A 14,983-nucleotide genomic window follows, 5' to 3' on the forward strand; every position below is an offset into this window, starting at 1 on the left:
CTGGCCGCTGGCCGCTGGCCGCTGGCCGCTGGCCGCTGGCCGCTGGCCGCTGGCCGCTGGCCGCTGGCCGCTGGCCGCTGGCCGCTGGCCGCTGGTCGCTGGCCTTCAATCCCCCTCACGATCGGAGAATGCTCGATTCAGCGCATCCTGGTACTGCATCCGGGTGACGGCATTGAGGCCGTGTCCGCGTCCCTCGCTCAGTCGGGTTTCGAGCAGCCTGAGGCGTCTGGCTGCCTCGGCGCGTGCCTGTGGATCCTCGACCCGCGCGATGAGCGCCTCGGTGTCGCGGATCTGGCGCAGGGTCTCGATCTCTGGCGGGATGAACCCCGCCCCCTTGAGCAGACGGTAACCGGCGCGCAGGTGTTCGGGGACCATGGCGAGGTCTTCTGTCGGCAGTGGTTTGCCGCTGCCGGGCAGGTCGTCGAGTTCTCCTCGCGCTCGTGCCCGTTCGATATGACGTTCGGCGATTTGATCGATGAGATCCATGTGTCGTGGTTTCGCTTGACTGATCGACTGGGGATTGTAGCTTGGCTGCTGTCATCTCGCGGTCATCGACCAGTCATGCCCTGGGCGTAGATTGCTCCTATGCAACGAGATGGCAAGGGCGGGGTAAGGTGATGCTGGATCGACGATCGCTGATCGAGGACAGACGGGATGGTCTGCGCGAGTCCATGATCGAACTGGGTGAGCGGGTTGCCGGGATGGTGGTCGAGGGGCTCGAGGTCTTGCGTACACGCGATCTGGAGCGAGCGCGCTCCCTGATCGCGGCGGATCAGCAGATCAATGACGCGCGGCGCGCGCTCGAACAGGAGGCGTTGTTGATCCTCGCCGCACACCGACCGGCCGGCCGCGATCTGCGACTGGTTGGCGTGTCACTGGAGATGGTCTCGGAACTCGAACGTATCGCCGATCACGCCGCCGATCTCGGGCGATTGCTGCTGAGACATCCGGGTTGGAACCCAGATTCCCGGGCGTTCGCCTCTCTTTTGGATCTGGGCGAGAACAGCAGACGCTTGCTCGATGAGGTGCTCAATGGCTATTCGCAGGGCGCCGCAAAGGCCATCTCCTCTGCTTCAGAAACAGATTATTTCGCGATAGATCGCGACCTGGATTCGATAAATGTCGACATTATCGCGGCATTGCGCGCAGATCCCGCGAGTGCGGCCGATCAGGTGGCGCTGCTGTGGATGTCACAACATCTCGAACGGATCGCAGAGCGTGCGACCAACATTGCCGGGCAGTTGGTCTATATCGAGACCGGAAACCTCGAGGTACTCGACTGACCCGGATTGATCAGGCCGCTCATCCCCGCTGTTGTCCCCCTTGATCCTCGCCAATCCTCCCCGACCCTCAACAATTGGGCGTCGGGATCAGCGTATGACCACGCTGATTTCCGGGTACCCAAGGAGGGATGAGTGATGCGTGTCCTGGTCATCGGCAGCGGCGTGATCGGTACCACCGCCGCCTATCAACTTGCCCGCGCCGGTGCCGAGGTGACGGTACTCGAGCGCTGTGCCGGCTCCGGTCTGGAGACCAGCTATGCCAATGCCGGTCAGGTCTCGACCGGCTATGCCGCGCCCTGGGCTGCGCCCGGTCTGCCGCTCAAGGCGCTGCGCTGGCTGCTCACCCCGCACGCCCCGCTGCGGGTGCGACCACGGTTGGACGCGGCGATGCTGCGTTTCATGGCGGCGACGCTCGGCAACTGCAGCGCGCGTCACTATGCCCGCAACAAGGCGCGGTTGCTGCGCCTGGCCGAGTACAGCCGGATCGCTCTGGGCGAGTTGCGTGCCGAGATCGGGATCGACTACGACGCCGGCCAGGGCGGGACCCTGCAACTGCTGCGCTCGGCAGCCCAGTTCGATCAGGCGCGGCGCGATCGCGATATCCTCGAACGTAGCGGGCTGCGCTGCGAGCTGCTCGATGTCGAGGGCTGCGTCCGTCACGAGCCCGCGCTCGCCCGGGTCGCCGATCGCCTCGCCGGTGGTCTGCGCTTCCCCGATGACGAGACCGGCGACTGTCTGCGCTTCACCCAGGCATTGGCGGGCCATGCGACCAGGCTCGGGGTCGAGTTCCGCTACGGGGTGCGGGTCGAGGCGCTGCGTGTCCGCGACGGCGCGATCACCGGGGTCGAGACCGACGCCGGGCCCTTGGTCGCCGATCGCTGTCTGCTCGCTGCCGGACTCGACGCGGTGCGGCTGTTGCGCCCGCTCGGCATCCGCGCGCCGATCCATCCGGTCAAGGGCTATTCGCTCACCCTGCCGCTGCTCGATCCCGAGGCCGCGCCGCGCTCGACCTTGATGGACGAGACCAACAAGGTCGCGCTGACCCGGCTGGGCAACCGCTTGCGGGTGGCCGGCACCGCCGAACTCTGTGGCATGGACCTGCGGCTACGAAGCGGACGCCTGGAGACCCTGCGACGGGTGCTCGTCGACCTCTTCCCCGAGGCCGCCGATCCGCGTCAGGCCGAGCCCTGGGCCGGGCTGCGCCCGATGACCCCGGACGGCCCGCCGATCCTGGGCGAGAGCGGTTGTGCGGGGCTCTATCTCGATATCGGACACGGCTCGCTCGGCTGGACCCTGAGCTGCGGGTCGGCGCGTCTGATCGCCGATCTGATGCTCGGCCGAGCCGCCGCGATCGACCCCGAGGGTCTGACCCTGGCGCGCTATCGCGGCGGCTGGCTGGCCGCCTGAGCGGCTCAGAACACCTGGGTCGCAGCCACCGCGGCGAGCACCAGGAAGAACGCACCGGAGATGCGATGTACCAGTACGATCGGCAGCCGTGTGAGTAATCGGCAGCCGACGAAGACCCCGAGCGCGGCGGTCACGCCCATCGCCAGGTTGGCGCCGATCCACACCGGCAACGGTGCCAGGGTAGTGGCCATACCGGCGACGGCGAGCTGGGTCTTGTCGCCCATCTCGGCGAGGAACAGCAGCAGGAAGGTCGCGACCAGGATGCTGTGCCCGGAGCGTTGCACCGTCTTCTCGTCACTCTCCATCTCGTCCTCGGTGGTGCGTAGCGCGATGACCCCGAAGGTCGCGAACAGCAGTGCGACCGCTGCGGCCAGCCATTGGTCGGGGATCCACTGGGTGAGCGCGGCGCCGAACAGCACCGCCAGGGTGTTGAGCAACAGGAAGGCGGCGAGTGCGCCGAACAGCACCGGCCAGTGACGGTGACGGGCGGCGAGCGCCATGCACACCAGCTGGCTCTTGTCGCCCATCTCGGCGAGTGCGACCAGCGCGAATGTGGCGAACAGTGTGCCGCCATCGGTCGAGATCATGGTGGTATCGATCATGCCGCTGCGTATCCCTCGATCGCTTGGGGCGTGGCGGTGCGCGGTGACGGTGAACGGCGCTGGGCCGTGGTCGTCGGAGGTGACATCGGATGGGATCCTCGGGGCCGGGCGCAGGCACAAGACTCGAACACGATGACGCGCGCCCGGCCCATTGGCCGTCGCGTTCGTGCTCGAGGTCTCGTCAAGCCCGTCGGGCCGCATCCGCCATGGCGATCGCCAAGTCTGTTGACGGATGCCCCGCGCGCTGCGCGGGAGACTACTCCCCTCGGAGTGGGCCGCGATTCTCGCCGCCCGGGGTGGGGGTGTCAAGTCAGCCGCCAGCCGCCAGCCGCCAGCCGCCAGCCGCCAGCCGCCAGCAGGATTGAACCGCAAAGCCTCGAAGGGCGCGAAGGGCTGCAGCGATCAGTTGCCAGCGCGGCGTGCCCTGCGGCTTCGGTTGGATCGAAGCGCCGCTGGGGCTGACCGCTCGCTTGAGTCCTTGTGGTCCGGGTTCTTCTGGCCCCATCTCCAGGGTTCGGGCGTTGGATGGAGGGTGGGGAGATGCAGGGTTCGGATTCTGGGCTGTTGGAGGGGATCGCGCGAGACGAGGAGGGTTATCTGCTCGATCCCGCGATGTGGACGCCGGCGCTCGCCGAGGCGCTTGCGGCCGAGGATGGGCTGGAGCTCGACGCCTCGCGGCTGGAGATCGTGCGCTTCGTGCGTGAGCGCTTCGAACGCACCGAGTCGGTCCCCGAGGCGCGGCGGGTGCTCGCGCACATGCGCGATCTCTGGGGCGCGGAGCAGGCGACCCGCCGTGCGCTCTATCGGTTGTTCCCGCGCGGCTACGGCCAGCAGGCGTGCAAGATCGCCGGGATGCGCAAGCCGCGCAAGCTGATGCTCGACGTTTGACCCAGCCGCCAGGGGATTGAACCGCAAAGACCCAAAGGACACGAAGAAAGCGACCAGCCTTCAGCAAACAGCCTCCAGTGTCGGTTTGCGGTCAACCGCGACGCGACGAGACAACCCTGCCCCCTCACTGGAGGCTGGCGGCTGGAAGCCTTTCTTCATCTTCGCGCTCTTGGCGCCTTGGCGGTTCGAACCAGCTTCCAGCGATCAGCTTCCAGCCTCCAGTCGGGGAGGTTGGTGTGCATGATCGGCGATTGACGGGCAAGACGGTATCTTGGCGGTTCAATCTTCTGATCGCTGATCGCTGATCGCCGAGCCTTCGTAGGTTGGGTTGCCGTTTTCGGCAACCCAACGTCTGCCTTGGGTGCTGGTCTGTCTCAGCGCTCGATGCGGACCCGCCAGGTCAGGGTGGTGTGTCCCTCGGCGGGCACCTCCAAACGCCACACCGCGAGGTCGGCGGCGGCCTTGGTGTGGTCGGCGCTCTCGTCGAGCATGCGCCAGTCGCCGGAGATGCGCTCGCGCACCTCGACCGTCGTCGCCGTGTCCCGGGCGTTGGCCAGCTCAAGCTCGAAGCCGAGTTCGACGGTGTCGTCGCCGATCCGTTCGAGGTCGGTCTGGCGGCGCCGGGCGGTGACGTCGAAGCTCTCGCCGAGGGTCAGGGTGACACGCTGATCAGTGGGCGTGTGGTCGATGGCGTCCTCGCCGACGAACTGGGCCTGTCCGTCGCTGTCTTGCGCATAGACTCGGATGACCCCGCGCGGCAGCGGCATGTCCGGTCCCGCTGCGTCGTTGACGAAGCTCAGGGTGGTACGCACCGGCAGGCGACTCCAGCCGTCGCCGTTGCGGGCGCCGAGCTGTCGTCCGTTCACCACCAGCAGGCGCTCGACCGGGATCGCCTCGGCGGCGAACAGCGCGACCTGCTTGGTCTGGTTGTTGAGCAGATCGGTGCGCCGGGGCAGGGTGTAGAGATGATAGGCGTCGAGCTGTTCGCGTGCGGGCATGGCATCCTCGGCCATGTTTACCCCGAAGCGTATGGACTTTATCGCGCTGACGCGCTCGCGCACCTGGTTGAGTTCGCCGGCGACGAGCTGGAGACGGGCGTCGCGATAGGCCACGCCGCTACGATTGTCGAGCGTGACCCAGGCGTTGAGGGTCATGCGACCGTTGTGCTCGGGGTCGAGCTCGGCGACATAGTCGGCCCGCCAGGACAGCCCGCCGCTGAGATAGGAGAGTTCGAGCGCGCGCTCGCCCGCCGCCTCGGTCTCGAGATGCAGCACCAAGGTCGGCTGATCGCGCAGGTCGGTGGGGACGTCGGGATAGATCAGGTGGCCGACCACCTCGGTCTCGATACGATCGTCGTAGCGCAGCACCACGCCACCGTTGGCCGCCAGCACCCGGGCACGTTCACGGGTACGCTCGCCCTCGGCGTCGGTGCGCACCACCTCGATCTCGCGTCCGACGTACTTCTGCAGCAGGCTCTCGGGGGTGAGCAGGTCGTAGTCGAAGTTCTGTTCCAGCAGTCGCAGTGTGCCGCCGCCCTCGGGTGCGGAGAGCAGGGCCGTCTCCGGGCGGATCTCGGCCGAGACGTTGCGCCAGGCGATGCGGTTTTCGCCCGCTGCAAGCTCGACCCGGCGCCGGTCCCGTACCAGCGCCAGGTCCTCGTTGTAGATGGTCACCCCGAGCCCCTCGCGGGCGCTGTCGTCGAGTCGCAACTCATCGGCGGCGCCGGCCTGGAGCGCGCCGCCGAGGGCGAGCGCGAGCGGGATCCGGGCGAATGGGTGCTGGCGGTTGGGCATGGTGCGGTCTCCTGTGGACGGGCGGGTTAGCCGAGCGTGTGGAGCAGGACCACCTCGGGGCGCATGCGCCAGTGGGCGGGCGACTCGATACCGCTGATCCGGTCGCCGATCCCGGGGGCGGAGAGATCGAGATCGTACAGCGCCACGCTGCGGCGCTGGTTGGCGTTCATGAACACCCGAACCACGGGCTGCAAGGGTCCCTTGCGCCCGCCGCCCACCACCACGCCGAGCAGGCCGCTGTCGAGTCGCACCAGGCTGCCGACCGGATAGATCCCGAGACAGCGGATGAAGCGCTGGACCAGGTCGGCGTCGAAGTGGAAACGGCTCCATTCGAGCAGCTTGCGCAGCGCCAGGTGTGGCTCAAGGCCGGTCTGGTAGACCCGGTCGGCGGTGATCGCGTCATAGACATCGATGATCGCCGCCATCCGCCCCTGGCGCGAGATCTCCAGTCCGCGCCGTCCGCGTGGATAGCCCGAGCCGTCCAGGCGTTCGTGGTGCTCGGCGATCAGCCTCAGCGCGGCCTCGGGCATGCCGGGGAGGGTGCGCAACAGCTCGTGGGCGTGCAGCACATGAGCGTGCACCAGGGCGAGCTCGTCATCGGTGAGTGCGCCTGGTTTGTTGACGATCCCCTCCGGGATCAGGCTCTTGCCGATGTCGTGGAGCAGGGCGCCGAGCGCGATCTCGGCGGTATGGGCGCGTTCGAGTCCGAGGGTGCGGGCGAAGGCGATGGTGAGGACTGCGGCGTTGAACGAGTGCTCTAGGGTGTAGCGCCCGATGCGTCGGACCCGGGTCAGACCGAGCAGGGCGTCGCGATTGCGCTCGAGCGAGTCCATCAACGCTTCGATCAACTCGGTCAGCGGCGGCAGCTCGGGTGGTTGGCCCCGTCCGGTCTGCTCCATGGCGCGACGGATCAGCTCGAGGGCCTGACGCTGGAGCGGGCGGGCGCGTCTGAGTTCGGTAGCCAGCGGAGTCGGCGGTTGCTCGGGCGGTTGGGCGAGTGCAACCTGGGTCATTTCCTGCTCGAGGTCCTGCTCGACCTCGTTCTGGGTGCGGGCGTCGGCGATGTCGAGGCCCTTGTCGGTGTCGATGTAGAGTTCACGGATGCCGAGGCTGCGGATCTGCGCCAGCGCGCGCGCATCCTCAAGGAGGAAGTCGCTGCGCGCGAGCGGGTGGTCGGACCAGCCGAAGTTGAGGTCATGGACGTGCATGCCGGGGCGCAGCTGGTCGATCGCGATCTTCTTGATCACCGTGGACAGTCTCCATTGTTCGTCGCGAGGTCGGACTGCATGCCAGCGTTCATGGCAGGGGCTGCAGCAGGTCCTCCGGGCGGATGCCCCAGCGTTCGGGCGGCTCGGCGCTGAGGATCGACTCCTCGGCCTCGATCGCGGGATCGGACAGGTCCAGCTCGTCGGGTGGAAGATAACGGCGGCGCTGGATATCGAGCACCAGACGTACCTTGGGGTGGCGCACGCCGCTGCGCCCGGTACCGACCACCACCGCGAGGCGCTGGCTCTTGAGTCGGACCAGGGTGCCGACCGGGTAGATGCCGACGCAGCGGATGAAGTGTTGCACCAGCCCGGCATCGAGATGATGACTGCTCCACTCGAGCAGTTTGCGTAGCGCCCGGTGAGGGTCCATGCCCTTGTGATAGACGCGATCGGAGGTGATGGCGTCGTAGACGTCGACGATCGCCGCCATGCGTCCGTATCTGCTGATCTGGTCGCCGATCTTGCCGTCGGGGTAGCCGTTGCCGTCGATGCGCTCATGATGCTCGGCGGCGACGGCCAGGGCCACTGGTGGAATGCCGGGGGCGCGGGCGAGGATGTCGCGGCTGTCGACGACGTGACCGCGTATGATCTCGACCTCGGCGGCGTTCAGTCGTCCGGGCTTGTTGAGCACCTCGGGGGGGGTGAGGGTCTTGCCGATGTCGTGGAGCAGGGCACCGACGCCGATCTGGTGGACCAGCTCGGGGGAGAGCTTCATCGTGGTGGCGAAGGAGGTCATCAGCACGGCGACGTTGACCGAGTGCTCGAAGGTGTAGCGGTCCATGCGGCGGATCCGCGTCAGCCCGAGCAGCGCGTCGCGGTTGCGGAAGATCGAGCCGACCATGCGACTGATCACCGGGTCGGTGCGCTCGACGTCGATCTGACGACCCAGGCGTACGTCCTCCATCAGCTCGCGAATCAGCTGGTTGGCCTCGCGGTGGACCTTGCGGGCCTGCTCCTGCTCGTCCTCGAGGGTGGTTGGCTGATGGGGGTCCGGGGAGTTGTCGGCGACCTCGACCATTTCGCGTTCGAGCGCCGCCTCGACCTCCAGGCGGCTCGGTGCGCTGGCGACGTCGAGCCCCTTGTCGGTGTCGATGTAGAGTTCGCGGATGCCGAGGCTGCGCACCTGCGCCAGGGACTGTTCGTCCTCGATCAGGAAGTCGTTGCGCACATAGGGGTGATCGGTCCAGCCGAAGTTGAGATCATGGATGTGCATCCCCGGGCGAAGCTGATCGATACGGATCTTTTTAATCATGCCGTCTTGCTGATTGTCCGTCGTGCCGGTACGAGCGCGTCGAGATCTTGCTGCTCGCTGGTTCGACGGACATCATACGATCAAACGCGCGCCCCGGGCAGTCCCGCCCCGGGGGCGCGACGCGGTCAGTCGGCGCGCTCCGTCTGGCGTGTTGCGCCGGCTGCGGGGATGAGCTGCTCGGTGCGCAGGATCGTCTCCTTGGCCTCGCCGTTGATCCAGCGCTTCTCGCGTGGGTCGCGCACGGCATAGCGCCCGGTGCGCTTCTGGTAGATCACATAGTCCTCGGTCTGCTTGATCTGCTTCATCGTGAACCTCCGGTTTCTCGTTGATACAGATGATCGGCCGCGGTCGCGGCCGGTGCCGCCGGGGCGGGGTGACTAGCGACGGTCGTCGGGGTAGGGGCCGCGCGGCTGGCCCGGGTCGCGCTCGATCTCGATGCGGAACTGTGCGAGCAGCGCGGCGATGGCACCGAGCGCGGTGAGCACCGGGGCGATCAGGGTGAGCGCCGCGGCGACGCCGAGTCCGGCATTGAGCGGGACGTCGGTGAGGATCTGGCCGCTGGGGCGGCGCACGATCAGCCGTCTGACGTTGCCCTGGCGCACCAGTTCCTTGATCTTGTCGACCAGCGCGCCGCCGGCGACCGTGAATTCTTCGCGGGTCGGTCGTCGGTGATCGTCTCTCATGTCTGATTCCTCGGTGTTTCTGGCTTGGATGATCGGGGCCGGGCGATGCCCGGCGGTGTTTCAGTTCGTCGTGCGTGTCGCGGGAAAGGTTCCGTCGACATAGACCCAGTGTCCCTCGAGCCGGATGAAGCGGCTGCGCTCGTGCAGCCGATGTGCGCGACCGCCGATCTTGTAGCGGGCGACGAACTCGACCGTGCCCTGGTCGTCGTCGGGGCCGCCGGCGCTGCTGGCGAGGATGCGCAGTCCGAGCCAACGCGGTGGCGGATCGTCGGGGCCGAGATCACTCGGGCAGTGTTCGGGGTGCCAGGTGGCGCGCAGATAATCGTACGCCTCCAGGGTGAAGGCGGTGTAGCGCGAGCGCATCAGCCGCTCGGCGCTCTCGGCGTGCGCCTCCCCGGCCAGATAAGGCCCGCAGCACTCTGCGAGCGCCTTGCCGCTGCCGCAGGGGCAGGCGCTCGTCTTCACCACGGGGCTTGGCGTGTTCAGGCGGGCCATAGTGGTCCGGCCTCCATGGCGAGGAGCTGCTCGCGCAGCTGGGCGATGTGCTGTTCCCAGTAGTGCGTGGTGGCGAACCAGGGGAAGGCGGCGGGAAAGGCCGGGTCCTGCCAGCGCCGCGCCAGCCAGGCGGCGTGGTGGATAAGGCGCAGGGTGCGCAGCGCCTCGACCAGGTGCAGCTCGCGCACGTCGAAATCGCAGAAGTCCTCGTAGCCGGCGAGCACGTCGGCGAGCTGTCGGCTCTGCTCGGCACGGCTTCCCGAGAGCAGCATCCACAGATCCTGCACCGCCGGGCCGCTGCGCGCGTCGTCGAAGTCGACGAAGTGCGGTCCGGCGTCGGTCCACAGCAGGTTGCCGCGATGGCAGTCGCCGTGCAGCCGGATCTCGCGTACCCGTCCGGCGCGCGCGTAGCACTCGGCGACCGCCGCGAGCGCGCTGGCGCTCACCTCGGTGTAGGTCTCGCGCAGCTCGGCGGGGATCCACTCTTGATCGAGCAGCAACACGCGCGGGCCGGTGCCGAAGGCGTCGATGTCGAGTCGCGGGCGGTGCGCGAAGGGGCGGGTGGCGCCGACGGCGTGGATGCGGCCGATGAAGCGCCCGACCCACTCCAGCACCTCGGGGTCGTCGAGCTCGGGGTCGCGCCCGCCGCGTCTCGGGCTGACCGAGAAGCGGTGTCCGGCGAAGTGGTGCAGCGTCTCCCCCTTGATACGCAGCGGCGCGATCGCCGGGATCTCGCGCTCTGCCAGCTCGGTGGCGAAGTCGTGTTCCTCGGCGATCGCCGCATCGCTCCAGCGACCGGGGCGATAGAACTTGACCACCACCGGCGTGGTCTCGTCGAGACCGATCTGGTAGACGCGGTTCTCGTAGCTGTTGAGCGCGAGCATGCGCCCGTCGGGGACCAGGTCGACCGACTCGATGGCATCGAGGATGCGGTCGGGGCCGAGGTCGGCATAGGGTGTGGGATCGGTTGTATCCATGGCACGATTCTACGCGGATCGCCGCCCGCCCGGGGAGCACGATCGGAGATCCAGCCGCTGCTGCGCCGTTCCATGCCCGAGGAGTCCTGATGAAGATGCGTACGACACTGCTCTGTACCCTGCTGGCGCTGTGGCTGCCGCTCGCCGCGGGTGCCGCGCCCTGGCGGGTGTTCGCCGTCGGTGATCTCCCCTACGGCGGGTCCGAGCTGGCCGGGTTGCGGGCGCTGTTCACGCATGCCGCTGCCGAGGGCAGCCCCTTTCTGATCCATGTCGGTGACATCAAGAGCGGCTCGCAGCCGTGCACCGACGCCCAGCTGGCGGGGATCGCCGGGTTGTTCGCGGCACAGCCGGTGCCGGTGGTCTACACCCCGGGCGACAACGAATGGACCGATTGCCATCGTCTGCTGGCCGGCGGCCACGATCCGTTGCAGCGGCTCGCGCGGGTGCGCGCGCTCTTCTTTGAAGACCCAGCCGTGCTGCGGCTCGGGCAGCTCGGCGCCCGGGCCGCAACGCCCGACTATCCCGAACTCTACCGCTTCGTTCATCGTCGGGTGATGTTCGTCGTGTTGCACGTGGTCGGCAGTCACGATGGCGCGCGCCGGGCCGAGCCGCGTGCACAGGCCGAGTCGGCGGCGCGGCGCGCGGCCAATCGCGCGTTGCTGCGCGAGGCGGCCGACGCGGCCCGGGTGGCGGGACTCGATGCGCTGGTGGTGGTCTTCCATGTCGATCCGCTGTTCGAGCGCCGCCGCGCCCCGCGGGCGCTGGGCTGGGTGCGCGAGGCCCTCGCCGAGACCCTGGCGCGCTTTCCCGGGCCGGTGCTGGCGCTGCACGGCGACACCCACCGGCTGCGTCACGATCGACCGCTGCAGGGTGGGGCGGGTGACCGGCTGGTACGTGTCGAGGTGCCGGGGTCGCCCTCGATCGGTGGGGTCTGGATCACCATCGATCCGATCGCCGACGAACCCTTCCAGATCGAGCCGGTGTGGGCGCAAGGGCGTGACCTCGATGGTGAGAATTGAGTTTTACCCCTCAGCGGACTACTCTAGGGGATTCCCTTTTTCGCACCGTTCGCACCGAGGACAGAGTCTATGGGCGCCAGGACCCTCTACGACAAACTCTGGGATGAGCACGTCGTGCGCGTCGACGAGACCGGCACGGCACTGCTCTATATCGATCGTCAGCTGATCCACGAGGTCACTTCGCCCCAGGCCTTCGAGGGGCTGCGTCTGGCCGGGCGCCAGCCGTGGCGTACCACCGCGAACCTCGCGGTGCCGGATCACAACGTGCCCACCAGTGGCCGTGCCCAGGGCATCGCCGACCCGGTCTCGCGACTGCAGGTCGAGACCCTCGACGCCAACTGCGCCGAGTTCGGCATCCGCGAGTTCCCGATGTCCGACCAGCGCCAGGGCGTGGTGCACGTGATCGGTCCCGAGCAGGGCTTCACCCTGCCGGGTTCGACCGTGGTCTGCGGTGACTCCCACACCGCCACCCACGGCGCCTTCGGCGCCCTGGCCTTCGGCATCGGCACCTCCGAGGTCGAGCACGTGATGGCCACCCAGTGTCTGATCCAGCGCAAGTCGAAGTCGATGCTGATCCGCGTCGACGGCCAGCTCGGCGAGGGCGTCACCGCCAAGGACATCGTGCTTGCAGTGATCGGCAAGATCGGCACCGCCGGTGGCACCGGCTATGTCATCGAGTTCGCCGGCGAGGCGATCGAGGCGCTGACCATGGAAGGGCGCATGACGGTCTGCAACATGGCCATCGAGGCCGGGGCGCGCGCCGGGCTGATCGGCGTCGACGAGAAGACGGTGGAGTTCATGCGCGGGCGTCCGCTGGCCCCCGAGGGTGAGCTGTTCGAGCGTGCCGCCGCGCACTGGCGCACCCTGGTCACCGATCCGGGCGCCGCGTTCGACGAGGTCGTGGAGATCGACGCCGCCAGCATCGCGCCGCAGGTCACCTGGGGCACCTCGCCCGAGATGGTGCTCGACATCAACGGCCGGGTGCCGGATCCGGCCGCCGAGGCCGACGCGGTCAAGGCCGCCAGCATCCGTCGCGCGCTCGAGTACATGGGGCTCGAGGCGGGGATGGCGATTACCGACATCCGTCCCGACAAGGTCTTCATCGGCTCCTGCACCAACTCGCGCATCGAGGATCTGCGCGCCGCCGCCGAGATCGCCAAGGGCCGCAAGGTCGCCCCCGGCATCAAGCTGGCGATGGTGGTGCCGGGCTCGGGTCTGGTGAAAGAGCAGGCCGAGGCCGAGGGGCTCGACAAGGTCTTCGCCGAGGCCGGGTTCGAGTGGCGCGAGCCGGGCTGCTCGATGTGTCTGGCGATGAACGCCGACCGTCTGGAGCCGGGCGAGCGTTGCGCCTCGACCTCCAACCGTAACTTCGAGGGCCGTCAGGGGCAGGGTGGTCGCACCCACCTGGTGAGTCCCGCCATGGCCGCCGCCGCCGCGGTGACCGGGCACTTTGTCGACGTGAGGGAGCTGTGATGGAAGCGTTCAAGAACTTCACCGGCGTGGTGGCGCCGCTCGATCGGGCCAACATCGACACCGACGCGATCATCCCCAAGCAGTTCCTCAAGAGCATCCAGCGCACCGGCTTCGGTCCCTATCTGTTCGACGAGCTGCGCTATCTCGATCACGGCGAGCCGGGGATGGACTGCAGCAACCGTCCGCTCAACCCCGAGTTCGTGCTCAACGACGATCGTTACGCCAGCGCCGAGATCCTGCTCGCGCGCGAGAACTTCGGTTGCGGTTCCTCGCGCGAGCACGCCCCCTGGGCACTGGCCGACTTCGGCTTGCGGGTGATCCTGGCACCGAGCTTCGCCGACATCTTCTTCAACAACTGTTTCAAGAACGGCATCCTGCCGATCGTGCTGCCGGCCCCGGTGATCGACGCCCTGTTCGGCAAGGCGACCGGTCCCGAGGCGCTGCGCATCACCGTCGACCTGCCCGGTCAGACGCTGATCCTCGATGACGCCACCCGCATCGCCTTCGACATCGACGCCGGCAACAAGCACCGGCTGATCGAGGGGCTCGACGACATCGGCCTCACCCTGCAGGAGGTCGACACCATCCGCGCCTACGAGGAGCGCCGTCGCGCCGAGGCGCCCTGGCTGTTCATCTGACCCGGTCGCCCGCGCCGTCGCGGCGCGGGCGGGTCCTGACGGCCGCCGTTCGGGCGGCCATCGTCCAAGTATTCGGAGAAATCCCTTGAGCAAGAAGATTCTGGTTCTCGCCGGTGACGGTATCGGTCCCGAGATCGTCGCCGAGGCGATCAAGGTGCTCGACGCGCTGCAGGCCGAGGGCGCGATCGACGTGACCATGGAAGAGGCCCTGGTCGGCGGTGCGGCCTATGACGACTGCGGCGATCCGCTGCCGGCGGCCACCCTGGAGGCGGCCAAGGCCTCCGATGCGGTGCTGCTCGGCGCCGTGGGTGGGCCGAAGTGGGAGCCGCTGCATTTCTCCAAGCGTCCCGAGCGCGGTCTGCTCGGGCTGCGCGCCGGCCTGGGGCTGTTTGCCAACCTGCGCCCGGCCTTCCTCTACCCGCAGCTGGCCGACGCCTCCACCCTCAAGTCCGAGGTGGTCTCCGGGCTCGACATCATGATCGTGCGCGAGCTGACCGGCGGCATCTACTTCGGTGAGCCGCGCGGCGTCGAGACCCTGGAGTCGGGCGAGCGCTACGGCTACAACACCCTCTGCTACAAGGAGTCGGAGGTCGAGCGCATCTGCCGCGTTGCCTACGACATCGCCATGAAGCGCGGCAAGCGGGTGTGCTCGGTCGACAAGGCCAACGTGCTCGAGGTCACCGAGATGTGGCGCGAGGTGGCGATCGAGACCGCCGCCGACTACCCCGAGATCGAACTCTCGCACATGTATGTCGACAACGCCTCGATGCAGCTGGTGCGCGCGCCCAAGCAGTTCGACGTGATGGTCACCACCAACATGTTCGGCGACATCCTCTCCGACTGCGCGGCCATGCTCACCGGCTCGATCGGCATGCTGCCCTCGGCCTCGCTCAACGCCGAGGGCCAGGGCATGTACGAGCCGATCCACGGCTCGGCCCCCGATATCGCCGGTCGCGGCATCGCCAACCCGCTGGCCACCATCCTCTCGGTGGCGATGATGCTGCGCTACTCGCTCGACGCGGGCGAGGCGGCCGATCGCATCGAGGCGGCGGTCTCCAAGGTGCTCGATCAGGGCCTGCGCACCGGCGACATCATGTCCGAGGGCATGCGCCAGGTCGGCACCGCCGAGATGGGCGATGCGGTGGTCGCGGCGCTGCGCGCCTGAGCCGATCGCGCCGAACGCCGGTCGGGACGGAACGCGTCGG

16 protein-coding genes and 1 riboswitch are annotated in these 14,983 nt (G+C 68.1%); of the genes, 7 read left to right on the forward strand and 9 right to left on the reverse strand.

Annotation, left to right across the window (positions count from 1 at the left end; all coding sequences use genetic code 11):
* Positions 1–105: 105 nt before the first annotated feature.
* Positions 106–486 (reverse strand): DnaJ family domain-containing protein, encoded by a 381-nt coding sequence (locus tag EDC29_RS15225; protein WP_132230548.1) that lies wholly within the window; start codon positions 484–486, stop codon positions 106–108.
* A 185-nt stretch (positions 487–671) separates the two neighbouring features.
* On the opposite strand from EDC29_RS15225, the gene EDC29_RS15230 reads away from it, so the two are divergent.
* Entirely contained in the window at positions 672–1,283 is a 612-nt protein-coding gene (locus EDC29_RS15230) for a phosphate signaling complex PhoU family protein (protein WP_165913551.1), read from the forward strand.
* 135 nt (positions 1,284–1,418) lie between these two features.
* Positions 1,419–2,690, forward strand: coding sequence for a D-amino acid dehydrogenase (locus EDC29_RS15235; protein WP_132230550.1), 1,272 nt, complete (start codon positions 1,419–1,421; stop codon positions 2,688–2,690).
* A 5-nt stretch (positions 2,691–2,695) separates the two neighbouring features.
* Here EDC29_RS15235 and EDC29_RS15240 read toward each other — a convergent pair whose 3' ends face one another.
* Positions 2,696–3,292, reverse strand: coding sequence for a TMEM165/GDT1 family protein (locus EDC29_RS15240; RefSeq protein WP_123143475.1), 597 nt, complete (start codon positions 3,290–3,292; stop codon positions 2,696–2,698).
* A gap of 183 nt (positions 3,293–3,475) precedes the next feature.
* A riboswitch (yybP-ykoY riboswitch) is annotated at positions 3,476–3,573 on the reverse strand.
* A gap of 259 nt (positions 3,574–3,832) precedes the next feature.
* Here EDC29_RS15240 and EDC29_RS15245 point away from each other — a divergent pair.
* Positions 3,833–4,180 carry a TusE/DsrC/DsvC family sulfur relay protein gene (locus tag EDC29_RS15245; protein ID WP_123141554.1) on the forward strand — a complete coding sequence of 116 codons (348 nt, stop codon included), beginning with the start codon at positions 3,833–3,835 and terminating at the stop codon, positions 4,178–4,180.
* A gap of 374 nt (positions 4,181–4,554) precedes the next feature.
* Here EDC29_RS15245 and EDC29_RS15250 read toward each other — a convergent pair whose 3' ends face one another.
* The 7 genes from EDC29_RS15250 to EDC29_RS15280 all read right to left on the reverse strand — a co-directional run bounded on the left by EDC29_RS15250 (position 4,555) and on the right by EDC29_RS15280 (position 10,648).
* Positions 4,555–5,973, reverse strand: coding sequence for a DUF4139 domain-containing protein (locus EDC29_RS15250; RefSeq protein WP_132230551.1), 1,419 nt, complete (start codon positions 5,971–5,973; stop codon positions 4,555–4,557).
* 26 nt (positions 5,974–5,999) lie between these two features.
* The gene (locus tag EDC29_RS15255) at positions 6,000–7,220 is read right to left on the reverse strand and encodes an HD-GYP domain-containing protein (protein ID WP_123141552.1); all 1,221 of its coding nucleotides are present in this window, start codon (positions 7,218–7,220) and stop codon (positions 6,000–6,002) included.
* 49 nt (positions 7,221–7,269) lie between these two features.
* Positions 7,270–8,493, reverse strand: coding sequence for an HD-GYP domain-containing protein (locus EDC29_RS15260; protein ID WP_123141551.1), 1,224 nt, complete (start codon positions 8,491–8,493; stop codon positions 7,270–7,272).
* 125 nt (positions 8,494–8,618) lie between these two features.
* Positions 8,619–8,798 carry a hypothetical protein gene (locus EDC29_RS15265; protein WP_123141915.1) on the reverse strand — a complete coding sequence of 60 codons (180 nt, stop codon included), beginning with the start codon at positions 8,796–8,798 and terminating at the stop codon, positions 8,619–8,621.
* A gap of 72 nt (positions 8,799–8,870) precedes the next feature.
* Positions 8,871–9,176 (reverse strand): DUF4342 domain-containing protein, encoded by a 306-nt coding sequence (locus tag EDC29_RS15270; protein WP_062275694.1) that lies wholly within the window; start codon positions 9,174–9,176, stop codon positions 8,871–8,873.
* A gap of 60 nt (positions 9,177–9,236) precedes the next feature.
* Positions 9,237–9,671 carry a YchJ family protein gene (locus EDC29_RS15275; RefSeq protein WP_123141549.1) on the reverse strand — a complete coding sequence of 145 codons (435 nt, stop codon included), beginning with the start codon at positions 9,669–9,671 and terminating at the stop codon, positions 9,237–9,239.
* On the reverse strand, positions 9,659–10,648 hold the full coding sequence (locus tag EDC29_RS15280; RefSeq protein ID WP_123141548.1) for a serine/threonine protein kinase: 990 nt from the start codon (positions 10,646–10,648) through the stop codon (positions 9,659–9,661). Before EDC29_RS15280 ends, EDC29_RS15275 begins: the two co-directional genes overlap by 13 nt.
* Positions 10,649–10,737: 89 nt before the next feature.
* On the opposite strand from EDC29_RS15280, the gene EDC29_RS15285 reads away from it, so the two are divergent.
* From EDC29_RS15285 to leuB, 4 genes are all read left to right on the forward strand, one after another.
* Positions 10,738–11,667: a metallophosphoesterase gene (locus EDC29_RS15285; protein ID WP_123141547.1), complete on the forward strand. Its 930-nt coding sequence runs from the start codon at positions 10,738–10,740 to the stop codon at positions 11,665–11,667.
* A gap of 69 nt (positions 11,668–11,736) precedes the next feature.
* Positions 11,737–13,140: a 3-isopropylmalate dehydratase large subunit gene (leuC, locus tag EDC29_RS15290; RefSeq protein ID WP_123141546.1), complete on the forward strand. Its 1,404-nt coding sequence runs from the start codon at positions 11,737–11,739 to the stop codon at positions 13,138–13,140.
* Complete coding sequence (gene leuD, locus EDC29_RS15295) at positions 13,140–13,778, forward strand: 3-isopropylmalate dehydratase small subunit (protein WP_005224567.1); 639 nt, start codon at positions 13,140–13,142, stop codon at positions 13,776–13,778. Before leuC ends, leuD begins: the two co-directional genes overlap by 1 nt.
* A gap of 85 nt (positions 13,779–13,863) precedes the next feature.
* Positions 13,864–14,943, forward strand: a complete 1,080-nt coding sequence (leuB, locus tag EDC29_RS15300) for a 3-isopropylmalate dehydrogenase (RefSeq protein ID WP_123141908.1) — start codon at positions 13,864–13,866, stop codon at positions 14,941–14,943.
* Positions 14,944–14,983: the final 40 nt, after the last annotated feature.

The sequence above is a fragment of the Marichromatium gracile genome (assembly GCF_004343155.1).
Classification (GTDB): domain Bacteria; phylum Pseudomonadota; class Gammaproteobacteria; order Chromatiales; family Chromatiaceae; genus Marichromatium; species Marichromatium gracile.